This is a genomic window from Streptomyces sp. NPDC031365 (assembly GCF_055569765.1).
This window is the reverse complement of sequence record NZ_JBVIIM010000018.1, coordinates 92,520-113,164: the sequence shown is the minus strand read 5'-3', so window position 1 is coordinate 113,164 and position 20,645 is coordinate 92,520. Positions and strand designations below refer to the sequence as shown.

At 70.8% G+C, this 20,645-nt stretch carries 16 protein-coding genes and 1 pseudogene; 7 read left to right on the top strand and 10 right to left on the bottom strand.

Annotated elements, in window-relative coordinates:
- Window positions 1-371 precede the first annotated feature (371 nt).
- Window positions 372-1,073 (bottom strand): HAD family hydrolase, encoded by a 702-nt coding sequence (locus tag ACZ5C2_RS24890; protein ID WP_468794900.1) that lies wholly within the window; start codon window positions 1,071-1,073, stop codon window positions 372-374.
- Window positions 1,074-1,226: 153 nt separating this feature from the next.
- Complete coding sequence (gene metH, locus ACZ5C2_RS24885; protein WP_468794897.1) at window positions 1,227-4,748, bottom strand: methionine synthase; 3,522 nt, start codon at window positions 4,746-4,748, stop codon at window positions 1,227-1,229.
- Between the two features lie 296 nt (window positions 4,749-5,044).
- Between metH and ACZ5C2_RS24880 the strand changes: the two genes are divergently transcribed.
- From ACZ5C2_RS24880 to ACZ5C2_RS24855, 6 genes are all read left to right on the top strand, one after another.
- On the top strand, window positions 5,045-5,809 hold the full coding sequence (locus tag ACZ5C2_RS24880) for an IclR family transcriptional regulator (RefSeq protein ID WP_468794894.1): 765 nt from the start codon (window positions 5,045-5,047) through the stop codon (window positions 5,807-5,809).
- 351 nt (window positions 5,810-6,160) lie between these two features.
- Window positions 6,161-6,955, top strand: coding sequence for an MIP/aquaporin family protein (locus ACZ5C2_RS24875; protein WP_468794891.1), 795 nt, complete (start codon window positions 6,161-6,163; stop codon window positions 6,953-6,955).
- A gap of 83 nt (window positions 6,956-7,038) precedes the next feature.
- Entirely contained in the window at window positions 7,039-8,577 is a 1,539-nt protein-coding gene (gene glpK, locus ACZ5C2_RS24870; RefSeq protein ID WP_468794887.1) for a glycerol kinase GlpK, read from the top strand.
- Between the two features lie 8 nt (window positions 8,578-8,585).
- Window positions 8,586-10,202, top strand: a complete 1,617-nt coding sequence (locus tag ACZ5C2_RS24865; RefSeq protein ID WP_468794884.1) for a glycerol-3-phosphate dehydrogenase/oxidase — start codon at window positions 8,586-8,588, stop codon at window positions 10,200-10,202.
- A 313-nt stretch (window positions 10,203-10,515) separates the two neighbouring features.
- On the top strand, window positions 10,516-11,271 hold the full coding sequence (locus tag ACZ5C2_RS24860; RefSeq protein WP_468795044.1) for a FadR/GntR family transcriptional regulator: 756 nt from the start codon (window positions 10,516-10,518) through the stop codon (window positions 11,269-11,271).
- The gene (locus ACZ5C2_RS24855) at window positions 11,192-12,178 is read left to right on the top strand and encodes a PAC2 family protein (protein ID WP_468794881.1); all 987 of its coding nucleotides are present in this window, start codon (window positions 11,192-11,194) and stop codon (window positions 12,176-12,178) included. Before ACZ5C2_RS24860 ends, ACZ5C2_RS24855 begins: the two co-directional genes overlap by 80 nt.
- Window positions 12,179-12,240: 62 nt before the next feature.
- Here ACZ5C2_RS24855 and mshC read toward each other — a convergent pair whose 3' ends face one another.
- The 4 genes from mshC to ACZ5C2_RS24835 form a co-directional block, all read right to left on the bottom strand.
- Window positions 12,241-13,470 carry a cysteine--1-D-myo-inosityl 2-amino-2-deoxy-alpha-D-glucopyranoside ligase gene (mshC, locus tag ACZ5C2_RS24850; RefSeq protein WP_468794877.1) on the bottom strand — a complete coding sequence of 410 codons (1,230 nt, stop codon included), beginning with the start codon at window positions 13,468-13,470 and terminating at the stop codon, window positions 12,241-12,243.
- Window positions 13,471-13,599: 129 nt separating this feature from the next.
- Window positions 13,600-14,433 (bottom strand): SCO1664 family protein, encoded by an 834-nt coding sequence (locus ACZ5C2_RS24845; protein WP_468794874.1) that lies wholly within the window; start codon window positions 14,431-14,433, stop codon window positions 13,600-13,602.
- Window positions 14,397-14,987, bottom strand: a complete 591-nt coding sequence (locus ACZ5C2_RS24840; protein ID WP_468794871.1) for a DUF3090 domain-containing protein — start codon at window positions 14,985-14,987, stop codon at window positions 14,397-14,399. Before ACZ5C2_RS24840 ends, ACZ5C2_RS24845 begins: the two co-directional genes overlap by 37 nt.
- A gap of 89 nt (window positions 14,988-15,076) precedes the next feature.
- Complete coding sequence (locus tag ACZ5C2_RS24835) at window positions 15,077-15,763, bottom strand: histidine phosphatase family protein (RefSeq protein ID WP_468794868.1); 687 nt, start codon at window positions 15,761-15,763, stop codon at window positions 15,077-15,079.
- Between the two features lie 86 nt (window positions 15,764-15,849).
- Between ACZ5C2_RS24835 and ACZ5C2_RS24830 the strand changes: the two genes are divergently transcribed.
- Window positions 15,850-16,845, top strand: a complete 996-nt coding sequence (locus tag ACZ5C2_RS24830) for a magnesium and cobalt transport protein CorA (protein WP_468794865.1) — start codon at window positions 15,850-15,852, stop codon at window positions 16,843-16,845.
- 16 nt (window positions 16,846-16,861) lie between these two features.
- Here the strand turns inward: ACZ5C2_RS24830 and ACZ5C2_RS24825 are convergent, their stop codons facing one another.
- The 4 genes and pseudogenes from ACZ5C2_RS24825 to ACZ5C2_RS24810 form a co-directional block, all read right to left on the bottom strand.
- Entirely contained in the window at window positions 16,862-17,650 is a 789-nt protein-coding gene (locus ACZ5C2_RS24825) for a ferritin-like domain-containing protein (protein WP_468794862.1), read from the bottom strand.
- A 323-nt stretch (window positions 17,651-17,973) separates the two neighbouring features.
- Window positions 17,974-18,723 carry a sulfite exporter TauE/SafE family protein gene (locus ACZ5C2_RS24820; RefSeq protein ID WP_468794859.1) on the bottom strand — a complete coding sequence of 250 codons (750 nt, stop codon included), beginning with the start codon at window positions 18,721-18,723 and terminating at the stop codon, window positions 17,974-17,976.
- A complete protein-coding gene (locus ACZ5C2_RS24815; protein WP_468794856.1) occupies window positions 18,720-19,079 on the bottom strand; it encodes a rhodanese-like domain-containing protein in 360 nt (119 codons plus the stop codon). Before ACZ5C2_RS24815 ends, ACZ5C2_RS24820 begins: the two co-directional genes overlap by 4 nt.
- Before the next feature lie 36 nt (window positions 19,080-19,115).
- Window positions 19,116-20,481, bottom strand: a pseudogene (locus ACZ5C2_RS24810) (MBL fold metallo-hydrolase).
- Window positions 20,482-20,645 lie beyond the last annotated feature (164 nt).

Genomic DNA, 20,645 nt, shown 5'->3' with positions numbered 1-20,645 from the left:
GGGGCGAGGTTCTCGCGATGACATTAGTCCGCGCCCGCAGGGGTGCCCGCAACAGCCGGAGTTGGAAGCTCATCACGCAGTGGAACCAGGTGTGAACGGATCGGCGAAGGAATCCGGGGAAGGAATGGTGCACCTTCTCGCCAATCGGGACACAAGGGCACACCAGTGACGTCCGAAATCGGGCGGACGGCACACCCGGACATCGTTGTCGACCCCTCCTCATGTGTCGAACCTCACATGTGAAAGGGGCGAGATGACGCCGGAATTCAGCCATCCGTGACCGGAGCGAATTCTTTCGGGTCGTCAGCCCTTCACCACGGGCCGAGGGGCGGAATTCCGGTTTCTCGCACCGCTGCACGCTGGGTGAACGCCTAGCGCATTTCCGTCATCAGACCATGCAGGAATGTCAGGTTCACGACTTCCAGCGAGGGGACGACCGTCCGCCGGGCCGCCGGTGTGATCGGGCCGACCGAGGGCACCGCGACGACCTGGCATCCCGCCGCCTCGGCAGCGGTCACACCGGTCACGGTGTCCTCGACGACGGCACACCGCACGGGATCCACACCGAGCCCGGTGGCCGCCGCCAGATAAGGGTCGGGGTGCGGCTTGGTACGCGGCACCTCGTCGCCCGCGACCGACAGCGCGAAATGATGTGGGCCCAGCGTGGTCAGCACCCGGTCGATGATGCGCCGGTGGGAGGCGGAGACGAGCGCCGTGGGGATCTCGTACTCGGCCAGCTCGGCGAGCAGCCTCGAGGCGCCCGGCATCAGCGGCAGGGCATGGTCGATGCGGTCCTCGAAGCCGTCGTTGAGCAGGACCGTCAGTTCGGCGAGATCGATGTCGGCGCCGGTCGCCTCGATGAGAAACCCCGCGCTGCGGGTCATGGGGCCGCCGACCACGACGTGGCGCCAGGCGTCGTCGAGGGTGTGGCCGAGGGAGGCGAAGACCTCGACCTCGACGTCCCACCAGAAGCCCTCGGTGTCCACCAGGGTGCCGTCCATGTCGAGGAGCACGGCCTGGAGGGCCGAGCCTTCGGCCGTAAGAGTTCCGAGCGCGGGGACCGTACTGGTCATCCACATACCTCCTTGAGGGACGGTCAGGCCGGTTCCCACGAGGGGAACCGGCCTGCGGTGGACCGACCAGTGTACGTCGTGCGGGGCCGGAACGCCTGATGTGACGCGTGCGCCGGTGCGCGGTCGTGTCGCGTGCGCCGGTGCGCGGACGCCTCAGCGGGCGTTGAAGTACTTGGCCTCCGGGTGGTGGATCACGATGGCGTCCGTGGACTGCTCGGGGTGCAGCTGGAACTCCTCGGAGAGCTGGACGCCGATGCGTTCGGGCTGGAGCAGATCGGCGATCTTGGCGCGGTCCTCCAGGTCCGGGCAGGCGCCGTAGCCGAGGGAGAAGCGGGCGCCCCGGTACTTCAGGGCGAACATGTCCTCCATGGCGGCCGGGTCCTCACCCGCGAAGCCCAGTTCGGAGCGCACACGCGCGTGCCAGTACTCGGCCAGGGCCTCGGCCAGCTGCACGGACAGCCCGTGCAGCTCCAGGTAGTCGCGGTAGGCGTTCGCCTCGAACATCCGCGCGGTCTCCGTGCCGATACGGGAGCCGACGGTGACGACCTGGAAGCCCACGACATCGGTCTCGCCGGACTCCTCCGGACGGAAGAAGTCCGCCAGGCACAACCGGCGGCCGCGGCGCTGGCGGGGGAAGGTGAAGCGGGTGCGCTCGTTGCCCTGCTCGTCCAGGATGATCAGGTCGTCGTCCTTGGAGACACACGGGAAGTAGCCGTAGACCACGGCCGCCTCCAGCAGGTTGTCCGTCTGGAGCCGGTCCAGCAGCCCGCGCAGCCTCGGACGGCCCTCGGTCTCGACGAGCTCCTCGTACGTGGGTCCCGCACCGGTACGGGCCTGCTTCAGACCCCACTGGCCCTTGAACAGGGCCCCCTCGTCGAGCCAGCTCGCGTACTCCTTGAGCTGGATGCCCTTGATCACGCGGGTGCCCCGGAAGGGTGGCTCGGGGACCGGGTTGTCGGTCGCGACGTCGGAGCGGACGTGCCCGGCCTCGGGACGCTCCTCGATCTCCACGGTGGCCGCGCGGACCCGTCGCTGCTTGAGCTCCGGGAGCCGGGCTCCGGGGACGCCCCGCTTGACGCCGATGAGGGCGTCCATCAGGCGCAGGCCCTCGAAGGCGTCGCGGGCGTAGCGGACTTCACCCTGGTAGATCTCGTGGAGGTCCTGTTCGACGTAGGCGCGGGTCAGTGCCGCCCCGCCGAGGATGACCGGGTAGTCGTTCGCGAGTCCGCGCTGATTGAGCTCCTCGAGGTTCTCCTTCATGATCACGGTGGACTTGACCAGGAGGCCGGACATGCCGATGACGTCGGCCCTGTGCTGGTCGGCCGCTTCCAGGATCGCGGAGACGGGCTGCTTGATGCCCAGGTTGACCACGGTGTAGCCGTTGTTCGACAGGATGATGTCGACCAGGTTCTTGCCGATGTCGTGCACATCGCCGCGGACGGTGGCCAGCACGATGGTGCCCTTGCCGACGTCCTCCCCGTCCTCGACCTTCTCCATGTGCGGCTCCAGATGCGCCACCGCGGTCTTCATCACCTCGGCGGACTGGAGCACGAACGGCAGCTGCATCTGGCCGGATCCGAACAGCTCACCGACCACCTTCATGCCGTCCAGCAGGGTGTCGTTGACGATGTCGAGGGCCGGGCGCTCCGTGAGGGCGTCGTCCAGGTCGGCCTCCAGGCCCTTGCGCTCGCCGTCGATGATGCGGCGCTTCAGCCGCTCCTCCAGGGGCAGGGCGGCCAGTTCCTCGGCCCTGCCCGCCTTGAGCGACTTGGCGGTGGCGCCCTCGAACAGCTGCATGAGCTTCTGCAGCGGGTCGTAGCCCTCCCGCCGCCGGTCGTGGATGAGGTCCAGTGCCGTCTGGACCTCCTCCTCGCTGAACCGCGCGATCGGCAGGATCTTCGACGCGTGGACGATCGCGGAGTCCAGGCCGGCCTTGACGCACTCGTCCAGGAAGACGGAGTTGAGCAGGATCCGGGCGGCCGGGTTCAGGCCGAAGGAGATGTTCGACAGGCCGAGGGTGGTCTGCACCGCGGGGTGGCGTTCCTTGAGCCGGCGGATGCCCTCGATGGTCGCCAGACCGTCCTTGCGGGACTCCTCCTGACCGGTGCAGATGGTGAACGTCAGGCAGTCGATGAGGATGTCCTCCTCGTGGATGCCCCAGTTGCCCGTCAGGTCGTCGATCAGCCGCTCGGCGATCTCCACCTTCTTCTCGGCGGTACGGGCCTGCCCCACCTCGTCGATGGTCAGCGCGATCAGCGCCGCCCCGTGCTCCCGCGCCAGCTGCGTCACCCGGGCGAAGCGGGACTCGGGTCCTGCGCCGTCCTCGTAGTTCACCGAGTTGATCACCGCACGGCCGCCCAGCTTCTCCAGCCCGGCCCGGATCACATCCACCTCGGTGGAGTCCAGCACGATCGGCAGTGTGGAAGCGGTCGCGAACCGGCCGGCCAGCTCCTCCATGTCGGCCACGCCGTCCCGGCCGACATAGTCGACACACAGGTCGAGCATGTGCGCGCCCTCACGGATCTGCTCGCGGGCCATCTCCACGCAGTTGTCCCAGCGGCCCTCCAGCATCGCCTCACGGAACTTCCTCGACCCGTTGGCGTTCGTCCGCTCACCGATCGCCAGGTACGACGTGTCCTGCCGGAAGGGGACCGTCTGGTAGAGGGACGCGGCGCCCGGCTCCGGGCGCGGGTCGCGCTCCACCGGGGTCAGTTCGCGCACCCGCTCGACGAGCCGGCGCAGGTGCTCGGGCGTCGTGCCGCAGCAGCCGCCCACCAGGGACAGGCCGTAGTCCCGTACGAAGTTCTCCTGGGCGTCCGCCAGCTCTTCCGGGGAGAGCGGGTAGCGCGCGCCGTCCTTGGTGAGCTCGGGCAGACCGGCGTTCGGCATGCATGACAGCCGGACCCGGGAGTGGCGGGCCAGATAGCGCAGGTGCTCGCTCATCTCGGTCGGCCCGGTCGCACAGTTCAGGCCGATCAGGTCGACACCGAGCGGCTCCAGCGCGGTCAGCGCCGCACCGATCTCCGAGCCGAGCAGCATGGTGCCCGTCGTCTCGACCGTGACCGACACGATCAGCGGGACGTCGAATCCGGCGGTCTTCATCGCGCGGCGGGCGGCGATGACGGAGGCCTTGGTCTGCAGCAGGTCCTGCGTCGTCTCCACCAGCAGCGCGTCCGCGCCCCCCGCGAGCAGGCCCTCGGCGTTCTGCTGGTAGGCATCGCGGATGGCGGTGAACGTGGTGTGGCCGAGGGTCGGCAGCTTGGTGCCCGGCCCCATCGAGCCCAGGACCCAGCGGGGCCGGCCGTCCCGGGCGGCGAACTCGTCCGCGGACTCGCGGGCGATACGGGCGCCCGCCTCGGACAGCTCGGTGACACGCTCGGCGATGTCGTACTCGCCCAGGGCGGTGAGGTTGGCGCCGAAGGTGTTGGTCTCGACGCAGTCGACTCCGGCGGCGAAGTACTCCGAATGGACCGAACGGACGATGTCCGGGCGCGTCAGGTTCAGGATCTCGTTGCAGCCCTCGAGGTTCTGGAAGTCCTCGAGGGTGGGGTCCTGGGCCTGGAGCATGGTGCCCATCGCTCCGTCGGCGACCACCACGCGGGTGGCGAGCGCCTCACGGAGAGCGGACGCACGGGTCCGGCTGTCGGCGGAAGGGGTCAGCGGCAACGAGGCCATGTAAGGGGCTCCCTCAAGTGCGACGGCTGTCGGCTTTGCGGCTGTCCGGAGAGCTTCTGTTCGAGCTTCCCGGCAGGCCGCACGCCGTCAGGGTATCCGGGACCGCGCCCTGATGTTCAAGGCGTCCACGGGGCGGACGATGATGGCCGAAGCGCGGTGCACGGAGTAGGAGTTGCGGAAGCGATCCCGGCCGACCATTGGCGAGAGGTCGACATGGACCGGTAGTGTTCGGCATTGCCGAACAGCGGCAGCGGCGTCGCAGGTCGACGGTCGAAGGGGACGGAGGCAGTACGGCGATGGCACGGAACATCCAGTCGCTCGAACGGGCGGCAGCGATGCTGCGGCTGCTCGCGGGCGGCGAGCGACGGCTCGGCCTGTCGGACATCGCCTCGTCGCTGGGCCTCGCCAAGGGCACCGCCCACGGCATCCTGCGCACCCTCCAGCACGAGGGCTTCGTCGAGCAGGACGACGCCTCCGGGCGCTACCAGCTGGGCGCCGAACTGCTGCGCCTGGGCACCACCTACCTCGACGTGCACGAGCTGCGGGCGCGCGCCCTGGTATGGACGGACGACCTGGCCCGCTCCAGCGGTGAGAGCGTCTACCTGGGCGTACTGCACCAGCAGGGGGTGCTGATCGTGCACCACGTCTTCCGGCCCGACGACAGCCGCCAGGTCCTGGAGATCGGGGCCATGCAGCCGCTGCACTCCACGGCCCTGGGCAAGGTGCTGTCGGCCTACGACCCCGTGGCCCACAGCGAGGCCCTGGAGGCCGACCGCAAGGCCTTCACCGACCGCACCGTGTGCGACCTCGACGCTTTCGAGCACCTCCTCGACCTCACCCGCGCACGCGGGTACGCGGCGGACGTGGAGGAGACCTGGGAGGGCGTCGCCTCCCTCGCTGCCCCCATCCACGACCGGCGCCGCATGCCGGTGGGCGCAGTCGGCATCGCGGGGGCGGTGGAGCGGCTGCGCCGGGACGGCGAGCTGCGGCCCGAGCTGATCGCGGCGGTCCGGGACTGCGCCCGCGCGGTGTCGCGGGACCTGGGCGCCGGGCGGTTCTGAACAGCACAGGAACGAGGACCGGGAGCCGTACGGCGTCCCGGTCACTGTCATGCCGCAAGGCCCGCACACCGGGCACCGGGCGTCAGAACCGCCGCGGAGACCGACAACTCGGAGCACTCGGAGCACTCGGAGCACTCAATAACGATCGGGTTTTCGACAACCAAACTCTTGACGCATCCAAGGCTCCGGGAAAGACTCCCGTCCATCGGTCGGCATTGTCGAACACTTACCGGCAATACACGTTAGAGTGTGACAGCGCCAAGGGCCGGCATCGCTCTCATCCCTGAGGGCGCCAATCCCCGGAGGGACCCGGGGGTCGGCTTCCCTGGACGAAGGACAAAGGAGTCGCGGGTGTCCAGCTCCGACATCTTCATCGGCGAGACCATCGGTACCGCCATACTCATCCTGCTCGGCGGCGGCGTGTGCGCCGCCGTGACGCTCAAAGCCTCCAAGGCCCGTAACGCCGGCTGGCTCGCCATCGCGTTCGGGTGGGGCTTCGCCGTCATGACGGCGGTGTACATAGCGGGGCCGCTCTCCGGGGCCCACCTCAACCCGGCCGTGACCGTGGCACTCGCCGTCAAGGACGGCGAGTGGAGCAACGTTCCGGTCTACTTCGCCGGAGAGCTTCTCGGTGCGATGATCGGTGCGACGCTGGTCTGGATCGCCTACTACGGCCAGTTCCAGGCCCACCTCACCGACAAGGAGATCGTCGGCGGTCCGGGCGCACAGGCCACCGCCGCAAAGTCGGTCGAGGCGCAGGAGAAGGGCGCGGGCCCCGTGCTCGGCATCTTCTCCACCGGTCCGGAGATCCCGCACACGGTGCAGAACCTCGCCACGGAGATCATCGGCACCGTCGTGCTGCTGCTCGCCGTGCTCACCCAGGGTCTGAACGACGCGGGCAACGGCCTCGGCGTGCTGGGCGGTCTGATCACGGCGCTCGTGGTCGTCTCGATCGGTCTGTCGCTGGGCGGCCCGACCGGCTACGCGATCAACCCGGCCCGTGACCTCGGTCCGCGCATCGTGCACGCGCTGCTGCCGCTGCCCAACAAGGGCGGCTCCGACTGGTCCTACTCCTGGATCCCCGTGGTCGGCCCGCTGATCGGCGGTGCCCTCGCGGCCGGTATCTACAACGTCGCCTTCGCCTAGGTGACCGGATCACCGCAACGCGCGAATCTTGTAGAAGCGCCGTACCCACAGCCCCGTAACCAAGGAACACCCAGGAGCACACCGTGACCGACGCCCACACCGCCGGCCCCTTCATCGCCGCCATCGATCAGGGCACCACCTCGTCCCGCTGCATCGTCTTCGACCGCGACGGCCGCATCGTCTCCGTCGACCAGAAGGAACACGAGCAGATCTTCCCCAAGCCGGGCTGGGTCGAGCACGACGCCACCGAGATCTGGACCAACGTCCAGGAGGTCGTCGCCGGGGCCATCGAGAAGGCCGGCATCACCCGGGACGACATCAAGGCCATCGGCATCACCAACCAGCGCGAGACCACCGTGCTGTGGGACAGGAACACCGGTGAGCCCGTCCACAACGCCATCGTCTGGCAGGACACCCGCACCGACGCCCTGTGCCGCGAACTCGGCCGCAACGTCGGCCAGGACCGCTTCCGCCGTGAGACCGGCCTTCCCCTCGCCTCCTACTTCGCCGGCCCCAAGGCCCGCTGGCTGCTCGACAACGTCGACGGTCTGAAGGAGCGCGCCGAGGCGGGCGACATCCTCTTCGGCACCATGGACACCTGGGTCATCTGGAACCTGACCGGAGGCGCGGACGGCGGCCACCACGTCACCGACGTCACCAACGCCTCCCGCACCATGCTGATGAACCTGCACACCATGCAGTGGGACGAGAAGATCGCCGAGTCCATCGGCGTCCCGCTGACCATGCTGCCGGAGATCCGCTCCTCCGCCGAGGTCTACGGCGAGATCACCGGCGGCAAGCTGGGTGACCTGCTCGGCGGCATCCCGGTCGCCTCCGCGCTCGGTGACCAGCAGGCGGCCCTGTTCGGCCAGACCTGCTTCGCCGAGGGCGAGACCAAGTCGACGTACGGCACCGGCACCTTCATGGTGATGAACACCGGCGACAAGATCATCAACTCCTACAGCGGTCTGCTGACCACGGTCGGCTACAAGATCGGCGACCAGGACACGGTCTACGCCCTGGAGGGCTCGATCGCCGTCACCGGTTCGCTGGTGCAGTGGATGCGCGACCAGATGGGCCTGATCTCCACCGCCGCCGAGATCGAGACCCTCGCGCTCTCCGTCGAGGACAACGGCGGCGCCTACTTCGTGCCGGCCTTCTCCGGTCTGTTCGCGCCGTACTGGCGCTCCGACGCCCGCGGTGTGATCGCCGGACTGACCCGGTACGTCACCAAGGCGCACCTCGCGCGCGCCGTGCTGGAGGCCACCGCCTGGCAGACGCGGGAGATCGCGGACGCCATGACGAAGGACTCCGGCGTGGAGCTCACCGCCCTCAAGGTCGACGGCGGCATGACCTCCAACAACCTGCTGATGCAGACGCTCGCCGACTTCGTGGACGCCCCCGTGGTGCGTCCGATGGTCGCCGAGACCACCTGCCTCGGCGCCGCCTATGCCGCCGGCCTGGCCGTCGGCTTCTGGAACAGCACCGACGACCTGCGCGCCAACTGGCGGCGGGCCGCCGAGTGGACCCCCCGCATGGACGCGGAGATCCGCGACCGTGAGTACAAGAGCTGGCTCAAGGCCGTCGAGCGGACCATGGGCTGGCTCGAGGACGAGGATTAGGAACCACCATGACCACCCAGTCCACCCTGCAGTCCGTGCCTGCCCTGGGGACGCACCCGGCGTCCGGCTCCAACCCGAGCCGCGCCGAGACCCGGGAGCAGCTCTCCAAGGCGTCGTACGACCTTCTCGTGATCGGCGGCGGCATCCTGGGCATCTCCACCGCCTGGCACGCCGCGCAGTCCGGCCTCAGGGTGGCTCTGGTGGACGCCGGTGACTTCGCCGGCGCCACCTCCTCCGCCTCCTCCAAGCTGCTCCACGGCGGTCTGCGCTACCTGCAGACCGGCGCGGTGAAGCTGGTGGCGGAGAACCACTTCGAGCGCCGTGCGGTCTCCCGTCAGGTGGCCCCCCACCTGGCGAACCCGCTCACGTTCTACCTCCCCGTGTACAAGGGCGGGCCGCACGGCGCGGCCAAGCTCGGGGCCGGCGTCTTCGCGTACTCGGCGCTGTCCGCCTTCGGCGACGGCGTCGGCCACCTGCTCTCCCCCTCCAAGGCCGCGCAGGACGTGCCGGAGCTGCGCACCGAGAACCTCAAGGCCGTGGCCGTCTACGGCGACGACCAGATGAACGACGCGCGCATGGCGCTGATGACGGTCCGCGCGGCTGCCGAGTCGGGCGCGGTCGTCCTCAACCACGCCGAGGTGACGGGTCTGCGCTTCACCAGGGGCCGGGTCACCGGCGCCGATCTGCGCGACCGCCTGTCGGGCGACGAGTTCGGTGTCAACGCCCGCCTCGTGCTGAACGCCACCGGCCCCTGGGTCGACCACCTGCGCCGCATGGAGGACCCCGATGCCGCGCCGTCCATCAGGCTGTCGAAGGGCGCGCATCTGGTCCTGAAGCGGACCTCCCCGTGGAGGGCCGCGCTGGCCACGCCGATCGACAAGTACCGGATCACCTTCGCACTCCCCTGGGAGGACATGCTGCTGCTCGGCACGACCGACGAGGAGTTCGAGGGCGACCCGGCGGATGTGGCGGTCAACGACAAGGACATCGCCCAGATACTCGACGAGGCCGCGTTCTCCATCCGCGACCAGCAACTCGACCGTGACCTGATCACGTACTCCTTCGCCGGTCTGCGGGTACTGCCGGGCGGTCCGGGGGACACGGCCAAGGCCAAGCGCGAGACGGTCGTCACCGAGGGCCGGGGCGGCATGCTGTCGGTCGCGGGCGGCAAGTGGACCACGTTCCGCCACATCGGCCGCACGGTGATGCAGAAGATCCAGGCGTTGCCCGGGAACCCGCTGGGCGAGGACCTCGAGCCGGTCTCCAGGCTGCCCAGGAAGCTGCCCCTTCCGGGTGTGGCCAACCCCCGCGCGGTGGCACACCGTCTGCTCGTGGACGGCCCGGCACCCGGCCCGCGCATGGCGGCGGACACCGCCAGGCACCTGGCCACCCACTACGGCTCGCTGGCCTTCGACATCGCCCGCCTGGCGAACGAGGACCCGGCGCTGGCCCGGCGCGTCCACCCGGACGCCCCGGAGATCTGGGCGCAGGTCGTCTGGGCCCGGGACCACGAGTGGGCTGAGACCGCGGACGACGTGCTGCGACGCCGCACCACCCTGACGATCCGGGGGCTGGCCACGGACGAGGTCCGCGCGAACGTCCAGGACCTGCTCGACAAGAGCTGACCGCTCCTCGCCCGGCTCCCCCGCACGGGAGCCGGTAGCGGGTCGGGGGCGGCTCCGCGCCGACGGAGCCGCTCCCCGTCGCACGCGGTGAGGAGCCGCCGACGGCGGTGGCCACCCGTGGCGGGTCACGCCTCGGCGGGGCCGCCCCGGGTGCGGACCGGTTGACCCGCGTCTGCCCGCGTCGGAGGAGGGCGCGGGTCCTGACGGGTGACCGCACGCGCCCCCTGACGGATACATCGGAGGTCCGAGTCGCAGAAGGCCGATCACGGCAGTCAACGACGAGGCGATCGTGAAGACCAGGGGGTGATCGTCTCTGCGTCCCGGCGCCCGGCTGCCCGAGGAGAGCGAGCTCACCGCCGAGCCGAGGCTGTCCCCCAACTCCCTTCGCGAGGCGGTGCGTGCGCCGTCCCTCATCCGCATCCTGAACGTGCGGCAGGGCGACGGCACCCATGTGACGGGCCTTGACCCACAGGTCCTGCCGAAGGCGTTGGGCTTTGTCGCCGATTTCCCTCGCGACGACACGGTCCTGGCGTTCCTCGCCGTACGCCGCCTCCTGGAACCGGCCGCGACGGCCGCCGCGACGACTCGCCTGAGCGAGAAGGAACTGGACGCGCTGTCATGCCAGTTGGACGGACTGGGTGACGAACCGTCCGTGGAGGGTCTGACCGCCGCCGAGCCGCACTTCCACCGGGGCATCGTCCGCGGCTCCGGCAACTCCGTGCTGCGCTCCCGGCTCGACGGGCTGTCGGGGGCCCACCGCCCGGATGTGCACCGTCGCCCAGGACCGCGCGGGCGTGGAGCAGTGGCCGCGTTCCCCGCTGTGAACCCTGCCTTCCGCACCAAGGGCCCGGCCATCACGGAGGGGTGTTTCCCGGTGCCCGACGGGGCAGTGATGGGGGGCACTCCCCCTGTGCAGGGGGTGCTGGCTCCCCCACGGACACGCCGTAAGGTTGGGGCGTACGCGAGGGCACGTCGGAAGGAGGCGCTGGGTGATCGAGCTCGAGGGGGTTCCCGAGCTGATCGACCCGGTCATGGTGGCCGCGTTCGAGGGCTGGAACGATGCCGGTGACGCTGCTACCACCGCGGTCGCGCACCTGGACAGGGAGTGGAAGGGCGAGGTGTTCGCGGCGCTGGACGCCGAGGACTACTACGACTTCCAGGTCAACCGGCCCACGGTGTTCATGGACAGTGGGGTCCGCAAGATCACCTGGCCGACGACGCGGCTGTCGGTGGTCCGGGTCGGCGGTGACAAACCGCGCGATCTGGTACTGGTCCGCGGCATCGAACCATCCATGCGGTGGCGTTCGTTCTGCAACGAGATCCTCGGCTTCGCCCACGAACTCGGCGTGGAACTGGTGGTCGTCCTGGGCGCGCTGCTCGGCGACACCCCGCACACCCGCCCGGTCCCGATCAGCGGTACGACGTCCGACCCGGACCTGGCCCGGCGCATGAACCTGGAGGAGACCAAGTACGAGGGCCCCACGGGCATCGTCGGGATCCTCCAGGAGGCATGCACCCACGCCGGCGTGCCCGCGGTGTCGCTGTGGGCGGCGGTCCCGCACTATGTGTCGCAGCCGCCCAACCCGAAGGCCACCCTGGCCCTCCTCAACCGTCTGGAGGACCTGATCGACGTACGGATACCGCTGGGCGAACTGCCCGAGGACGCGCGTGCCTGGCAGGTGGGTGTGGATCAACTGGCCGCGGAGGACAGCGAGGTGTCCGAGTACGTCCAGACGCTGGAGGAGGCCCGGGACACCGCCGAGCTGCCGGAGGCGTCCGGCGAGGCGATCGCCCGTGAGTTCGAGCGCTACCTGCGGCGCCGTGACGGGTCGTCGGGTCCGCCCGGCGGGCACGCGACGGCGGACGGTTCGGACGGTCCGTCGTACCGGAGGGACACCCCGGGCGGACGGACCCGGCCCTCGAAGCCGCCGAAGCCGGAGGCCGACTCGGACGGCGAGGATTCGTCGGAGGACTGAACCACGGACCGAACGGGACGAAGGGCGTCCCTCCCTCGGGGAGGGACGCCCTTCGCGGTCGCCTACAGCGCCACGCCGAGCAGCGCGTCCACCGCGCGGGAGACGACGCCGGGCGCGCCGGTGTCCGTGCCACCGCTCTCCTCCTGGAGCACGGTCCAGCGGTCCACGGCAGCCAGCGCGGCCGGGGCGTCCAGGTCGTGGGCGAGGGCGTCGCGGATCTCCTCGACCAGGGCGTCGGCCGGCGGGCCGTCTGGGCGGGAGACGGCGGCGCGCCAGTGTTCCAGGCGGGTCACGGCGTCCTGGAGGACCTGGTCGGTCCACTCCCAGTCGGCGCGGTAGTGGTGGGCGAGCAGCGCGAGCCGGATCGCCGCCGGGTCCACGCCGTCCCGCCGCAGCCGGGACACGAGGACCAGGTTGCCCTTGGACTTGGACATCTTCTCGCCGTGCAGCGCCACCATGCCGGCATGGACGTACGCCTTGGCCATGGGGAACTCGCCGGTGAGCACCTGGGCGTGGGAGGCTCCCATCTCGTGGTGCGGGAAGACCAGGTCGGAACCGCCGCCCTGGACGTCGAAGCCCATGCCGAGGTGATCGAGGGCGATGGCCACGCACTCGATGTGCCAGCCCGGGCGGCCCCGTCCGAGCGAGCCGCCGTCCCAGCTCGGCTCGCCCTCACGGGCGGCCATCCAGAGCATCGGGTCGACGGGGTTCTTCTTGCCCGGACGCTCCGGGTCTCCGCCGCGTTCGGCGGACAGCAGCCGCATGGCGGCGGCGTCGAGGTGCGAGACCTGGCCGAAGTGCCGGTCGGACTCGACGGAGAAGTAGACGTCGCCGTCGATCTCGTAGGCCGCTCCGAGTTCGCACAATCGTTCGACGATCGGGACGATGCCGGGTATCGCCTCCACGGCGCCTATGTACTGCCGGGGGGGCAGCATCCGCAGGGCCGTCATGTCCTCACGGAACAGCGCGGTCTCGCGCTCGGCGAGCTCGGTCCAGTCGACGCCGTCCCGGTCGGCCCGCTCCAGGAGCGGGTCGTCGATGTCCGTGACGTTCTGGACGTAGTGAACCTGCCGCTTGGTGTCGAGCCACACGCGCTGCACGAGGTCGAACGCGTTGTAGGTCGCCGCGTGTCCGATGTGGGTGGCGTCGTAGGGAGTGATGCCGCAGACGTAGATACGGGCGACGGGACCGGGGTCCAGGGCGATCGGGCCCCTGGTCGCGGTGTCGTGGATCCTCAGGTCGCGGCCCTGACCGGGCAGGGCGGGGACCTCGGAAGCGGGCCAGGCATGCATGCCATGAGCCTAACCGGACCGGAGTTCCGGATACGAACCGGAGCGGGCCGGATGACCGGGAAGTCGCTCTTACGCCCCACCGCGCGGTGTGCGTTCCGCCCGGGGGTGGGTGCGGCGGGAATGCGGTGGTCAGACCGGCGGCCAGGGGATGGCCGGCCAGTCGGTGCCCGGCTGCGGATGGAGGCCGGTGCTCAGCAGGGACGCGACGCGGGCGCGTGTGGCGTCGATCTCCGCGGGGGTGATCAACGGGGTCAGGGCGGTGGTGAGGGGGCCTGTGGCCGTGAGGGCGTCCTTCAGGGCCTGGAGGACCGCGAGGGCCTCCTGGGTCAGCCGCTCCCCCGCCCAGCCCCACAGCAGCGTGCGCAGCTTGTCCTCGGCGTTGAAGGTGACCCCGTGGTCGATGCCGTACAGCCGTCCGTCCGCGGTGGGCAGCAGGTGCCCGCCCTTGCGGTCGGCGTTGTTGATCACCGCGTCGAGCACGGCCAGCCTGCGCAGCCGCTCGTCGTCCGCGTGCACGAGCAGCGCGGTGCGGCCCTCACCGGCGTCCGCGAATCCGACCGCCCTCCAGCCCGGCTCGGGCTCCTCGCCGTCCACCAGGGCGAGGAGTTCCGTGCCCGGGGCGGTCTCGATCCACAGCTGGCACATGCCCTCGCCGTACGGTCCGTCCCGCAGCACGGTGGGCGGCACGAGCCCCCAGCCGGTCGCCTCCGAGACCTCGTACGCGGCGACCTCGCGCCCGGCGAGGGTCCCGTCGGGGAAGTCCCACAGGGGCCGCTCCCCGGCGACCGGCTTGTAGACGCAGGCGGCCTCGCGTCCCTGGTGGGCGACGGTGCAGTACAGCGCCGCGTTCGACGCCTCACGGATGCGTCCGCGCACGGTCAGCTCACCCTGGGCGAGCAGCACGGCGGCGGCCGGGTCGACGGTCGTCACGCTCCGCGGCGGTATCCGTTCTGGCGCGGACATACGTGTCCCTCCGGGTCGAGCGGGAGACTGCACAGCGGACACGGCGGCCGCCCCGCGTTGACGACTTCCAGGGCGCGCTTGGCGAAGGCCCGCGCCTGCGTGCCGGTGAGGCGGACGCGGAGCATCGGGGGCCCGTTCTCCTCGTCCTGGAGCAGCCGCTCCTCGGCCTCGGCGAGATCCTCCTCGGAGTCGGCGTCCAGTTCGACGAGCGCCTGCGCCTCGACGACCATGCGCTGGTCCTCGCCGTCCCAGGCGAGCGCCATGGTGCCGACCCGGAACTCCTCCTCGACGGGGGTGTCCAGCGGCGCGGTGTCGGCGACCTCGGTGGGTGGCACGGCGGGCACCGGAGCACTGCCGCCGCTACGGCGTACGACCTCGTCCAGCAGTTCTTCCATGCGCTCGGCGAGCGCGGCGACCTGGGTCTTCTCCAGGGCCACGCTGGTCACCCGGGAGCCGGCGGAGGCCTGGAGGAAGAACGTACGGCGCCCTGGCAGCCCGACCGTACCGGCCACGAAGCGTTCCGGCTGGTCGTAGAGGAACACCTGACGGGACACGTCCTGTCTCCATTGAGAGTCGTGGGAACGGGCGGCTGTTCAAACGGCAACGCAACTCTGCGATCGCTTCACCCTACTGCGGCCGACGATCACGGTGCGCCCGCGTCGCCCCCGACCGTGGCGTCGTCGGCGGGCGCCTCCTCGCGGGGCGCCAGGGACCCGAAGTCGCCGGTGTCGCCGAGGCGGACGAGAAACGGACGCAACCGTGTGTAACGGATCGCGGTGATGGAACACGGTTCAACGGTGATCCGCTGGAAGAGGTCGAGATGAAGTCCGAGTGCGTCCGCGACGAGAGACTTGATGATGTCGCCGTGCGAACACATGAGATACACGGCGTCGGCACCGTGGTCGCGCTCCACGCGCGCGTTCCACTCGCGCACCGCCTCGGCGGCGCGCGTCTGCATCGCCCGCATGGATTCCCCGCCCGGGAAGGCCGCCGACGACGGGTGCGCCTGCACGATGTCCATGAGGGGCTCGTCGCGCAGTTCGGCGAGCTTGCGGCCCGTCCAGTCGCCGTAGTGGCATTCGCCGATGCGCTCGTCGGTGTGCGCGGCCAGGCCCGGGCGGGCGTCCAGCAGCGGCCGGAGCGTCTCCTGGCAGCGCTGGAGCGGGCTGGCGACGACCTCTGCCAGCGGCAGCTCGGCGAGCCGACCGGGCAGTGCGGCGGCCTGAGTGGCCCCGCGGTCGTCGAGGGCCACGCCGGGCGTCCAGCCGGCGAGCAGTCCCTCGGTATTGGCGGTGGAGCGTCCGTGCCGGACCAGGAGCAACGTGGGCATGCGGCCCAGGGTAGGCGTACGGGTGCGTGCGGTGTCCGCGATGAGACACCGGTGGGTGTCCGCGGTGAGAGAGGAGAAGACGCTTCGTGATCGTCGACTGTGCCATCTACCGGGAGGGGCATCGGTCGGAGGGGCCCCAGGACTTCTCCGACGCGCTGGACGAGGCGCGGTCGGCCGGGGGCTTCGTCTGGATCGGCCTGCACGAGCCGTCCGCGGACGAGTTCGACCTGGTCGCGCAGGAGTTCGGGCTGCATCCCCTTGCGGTGGAGGACGCCCTCAAGGCCCATCAGCGACCCAAACTCGAGGTGTACGACGACTCGCTCTTCGCGGTCCTCAAACCGGTGGTGTACGAGCCGCGGAGCGACACCGTCTCCTCCGGCGAAATCATGATCTTCCTCGGTGACTCGTTCGCGGTGAGCGTACGGCACGGGGAGGGCGCCCCACTGGCCGTGGTACGGGACCGTCTGGAGCGGGAGCCGGAGCTGCTGGGCGAGGGGGCGACGTCGGTGCTCTACGCGGTCGCCGACGCCGTCGTCGACCACTACCTGGAGGTGGCGACCGAGTTGCAGACCGACCTGGAGGAACTGGAGGCGGAGGTCTTCACCCCCGATGCCGGCGGTTCGCGGCACACCGCGTCCCGGATCTACAACTTCAAGCGGCAGATCCTGGAGTTCCGCCGGGCCACCGGGCCGCTGGCACTGCCGATGGCACGGCTGGCGGGGGTGGGCACGCACGGGGGGAAGGTGCCGTTCGTGGAGGACAGGGCGCGCCCCTTCTTCCGTGACGTGCACGATCACCTCACCCGCGTCAACGAGTCGGTGGAAGGACTGGACCGGCTGGTCTCGGACATCCTGTCGGCGCATCTGGCACAGATGAGCGTCCGGCAGAACGACGACATGCGGAAGATCTCCGCCTGGGCTGCCATGGCCGCGATCCCCACGATGCTCGCGGGGATCTACGGGATGAACTTCGAGCACATGCCGGAGCTGCGGTGGGAGTGGTCGTATCCGGTGGTGATCGTGGTGATGGGCGTGCTGGAGGTGCTCCTGTACCGGACGTTCAAGCGGCGGGGGTGGATGTGACGGGCGGCGCGGCGGGTCAGGCCACTTCGGGTTCCTCGGTGGCCGGGCCGCCCAGCGCGTCGCGGCGGTCCGGCATCCTGAGGGAGACCATGCGGCGCCAGCCTGCCAGGCGTTCGTACGCGTAGACCGCGCGGATGCCCGCCGCGAGGACCGCCGCCTTGGGCCTGGACCAGTTCAGGATGCCGCCCATGTGGGCCATCACCGCGAGGCTCACGTCCCGGTAGACGCGGATCTCCGCCAGCGCGCACTCGCGCAGCGTGCGCCGGATGTCCCGGCCGTGGCCGGCGTAGGCGAAGCGCAGCAGTTCCTCGTGGCAGTAGGCGAGGTGGTTGTCCTCGTCGTGCGAGATCATCTTCACCGCGCGGCCGAGGTCGGGGTGGTCGGCGAAATGCCTGCGCAGCAGTTCCATCTGCTCCGAGGCGCGCTGTTCGGTGACCCTGCTGTGGGCGAGGTACGTGACGATGTCCTGGACCGTGAGCGGCTCGTCCCTGTGGAGCTTGTCGTGGGCCAGACCGATGCCGTTCTGTTCCAGCAGCATCGTGTAGTCGGTCTCCGGGGGGACCGGGACGGGCTGCACACCGCGCTTCTTCATCAACGCGTTGAAGATCCGGCCGTGCTTGTCCTCGTCCGCACCATGCCTGGTGATCTTGGGAGCGAGGGCGCGCTGGGCCTCGGGGACCAGCGCGGCGATGCGGGCGTTCTCCCAGCCGCCCTGCGACTCACCGCTCGCCGCGATAGAGCAGAACAGCGCGAACGACTCGTCGTTGTCAAGGATCTCCTGGAACAGGCTCTTTGCCGAGAGCATGGTGGGCCGCCTCTCCGCGGACTTCCGCGGTGCCGCGTTTCCGACTTCTGCAGTTTCCGCAAAGAACGAGTCAAGTACGCGGGAGCGGGTGCGGCAACAGGGATGCCCGGCAAGTGCGCCAAAAGGATTACGCGCGGGAAGGCGGAGGGCGCGGTGGCGCGGTGGACTGACCGAGAGGGCGTAACCGTGAGGGCGGCCTGGCGTTGTTGTGGGTGACGGCCGTGGCGGGGTGGACCCCCGAGCCCCCACCACGGCCGTGAGAACGTCCGCGTCCTTCGCGCGGAACTCGCCGCCTGGGCACCCTCTCCGGCCCGAATGCCGTTTCACGTCACCGCGTCGGCGAGCATGAAGGCGGCCACGGCCAGCAGGACCACGGCGAAGACGCGCTGAAGGCGGGGTCCGGAGACCTTCGCGGCGAGGCGCTTTCCGTCCCAGGCGCCCAGCACGGCGGCCGCGATGAACGGGCCGATCACCGCCCAGTCGAGGGAGACGGCGGCGCCCGAACGGGTGGCGAGCGAAGCCAGGGAGTTGGCCGTGATGACCAGCAGGCTGGTACCGACGGCGGCCTGCATCTCGAAGCCCAGGACGGTGACCAGGGCGGGGACGGCGAGGAAACCGCCGCCCACGCCCAGCAGCCCGGTCAGCGCGCCCAGTCCCGCCCCGGTTCCGGCTGCCCTGCCCGGCCGTACCGTGCCGCTTCCGGCACCGGCCGGGTCGGCGGGCCGGAGCATCTGGAGCGCGGCCAGGGCGGCGACACCCGCGAAGGCCAGGGTGAGGACGGCCTGCGGCAGACGGGCGGCGGCGGCTCCCGCCAGGGCGGCCGGCAGAAGGCCCGCGGCGGCGAACGCCGCTCCGGCTCTCCACCGCACGTGTCCCGCGCGGGCGTGCGCGTACAGCGCTGTCAGTGAGGTCACGGTGACGATGACGAGGCTGCCGGTGGTGGCGGCGGCGGGGGTGAAGCCGAGCAGGTAGATCAGGGCGGGAACGGCCAGGACGCTGCCGCCGCCGCCGAGCGCGCCGAGCGCCAGGCCGACCACGGCCCCCGCGACCAGGGCCAGGACCAGTGCGCTCACGCGATCCGGCCGCCCTGCCCGCGCTGGTCGACGACCGGCAGCCCGGCCTTCGCCCAGGCGTTCATGCCGCCGGTGACGTCGACGGCGTCGACGCCGCGGGAGGCCAGGAGCTTGGCCGCCTGCTGCGAGCGGTGCCCGGAGCGGCAGATCGCCACCACCGGACGGTCCCGCACGTCGGGCGGGAGGGCGGCTCCGGCCAGCAGCCGGGTCAGGGGCAGGTGGACGGCGCCGGGCGCGTGCCCGGCCCTCCACTCCGGCACCTCGCGCACGTCGAGCAGCACGGCGGTGCCGTCGCCGGTGCGGGTGCGGGCCTGCTCGGGGGTGAGGCGGTCCGTGCCGCGTCGGAAGAGGAACATGGTCGTGCCCTTGGCTTGGGTGAGCGGATGGGGTGATCAGTGGCGGGTCACGGTCAGGCCCGCCTCGCCGGCGGCGTCGAAGCCGTCGTCAACGGCGACCACGTCCCGTCCGGCGGCGTCCAGCAGGGAGGCCGCGATCGCCGCGCGCATGCCGCTCGCGCAGTGCACCCACACGGTCCCGGCCGGCACCTCGCCGACCCGGCCGTGCACCTCGTGGATCGGGATGTGCACCGACCCCTCGACGTGACCCGTGGCGCGTTCGGAGTTCCGCCGCACGTCCAGCACCACCACCTCCTCGCCGCGCTCCCGCACGTCGGCGAGGTCGGCGAAGCGGGCGCGCGGGAAGGAGGCGGGCCGTTCGCCCTCGCGGACCCAGGCGGCAGGGCCGCCGGTGGCGGCGGCGGCCGGGCGGTCGATGCCGACCCTGGCCAGCTCCCGCTGCGCGTCGGCGATCTGCCCGGGGGTCTCGGCGAGCAGGGTGACGGGCTTGCCCCACGGGATCAGCCAGGCCAGGTAGGTGGCGAGCTTGCCGTCCCCCTCGAAGTTGAACGACCCGGCCACGTGGCCCTCGGCGAAGGCCGACCGGCTGCGCAGGTCCACCACCCACTCGCCCGCCGCGAGCCGCCGTGCGATCTGCCCGGCGTCGGCCGGCTCCGGCGGGGTGAGGTCGACGGGCGCGGGACCCGCGGCATTGGCCGGGCCCATGTGCGCGTAGTACGCGGGCACGTCGTCGAGGCCGGCCAGCACCCGTTCCACGAAGGTGTCCAGGTCCAGGGTGAGCGCGTCGTTGGTGGTGCGTTCCTTGCCGATCGTGGTCGCGTCCCCTTCGGCCTGGGAGGAGGAGCAGAAGCTGCCGAAGCCGTGGGTGGGCAGCACCGGCACCTCGTCGTCCAGCTCGTCGGCGAGGCGGTGGGCGGAGGCGTGCTGGGCGCGGGCGAGCTCCTCGGTCAGCCGGGGCTCCACGAGGTCGGGGCGGCCCACAGTGCCGATCAGCAGCGACCCACCGGTGAACGCCGCCACCCCGCGCCCGTCCTGCTCCAGGACGTAGGAGGTGTGATGCGGCGTGTGACCGGGGGTCGCGACCGCACGCAGGATCCAGACCCCCGTCCACCTCGACGCTGTCGCCGTCGGCGACCGGGGTGCGCGCGAAGGACACGTGCGCCTCGGCCGGCACCAGGTAGGAGGCGCCGGTGACGCGGGCCAGTTCCAGACCGCCGGTGACGTAGTCGTTGTGCACGTGGGTCTCCGCCACGTACACGATGCGCACCCCGCGCTTCGCCGCGGCGGTGATCACCCGGTCGATGTCGCGCGGCGGGTCGACGACGACCGCACCGTGGGCGCCACCGGTCAGGTAGCTGCGGTTGCCCAGGCCCTCGAACTCCAGGGTGTCGACGAAGAACACGGCTGCGACTCCTCCACAAGAGAGCTGTGTACCTCGGGGGTATCCGGTTCACTCACCCTAACAGGAATACCTAGGGGGGTATTCCCGGGGGCTCGGGAACCCGCCTGATATCGCGACGCCCCGACGGGTACCCGTCGGGGTATCAAGGAATCAGGTCTTCCGCA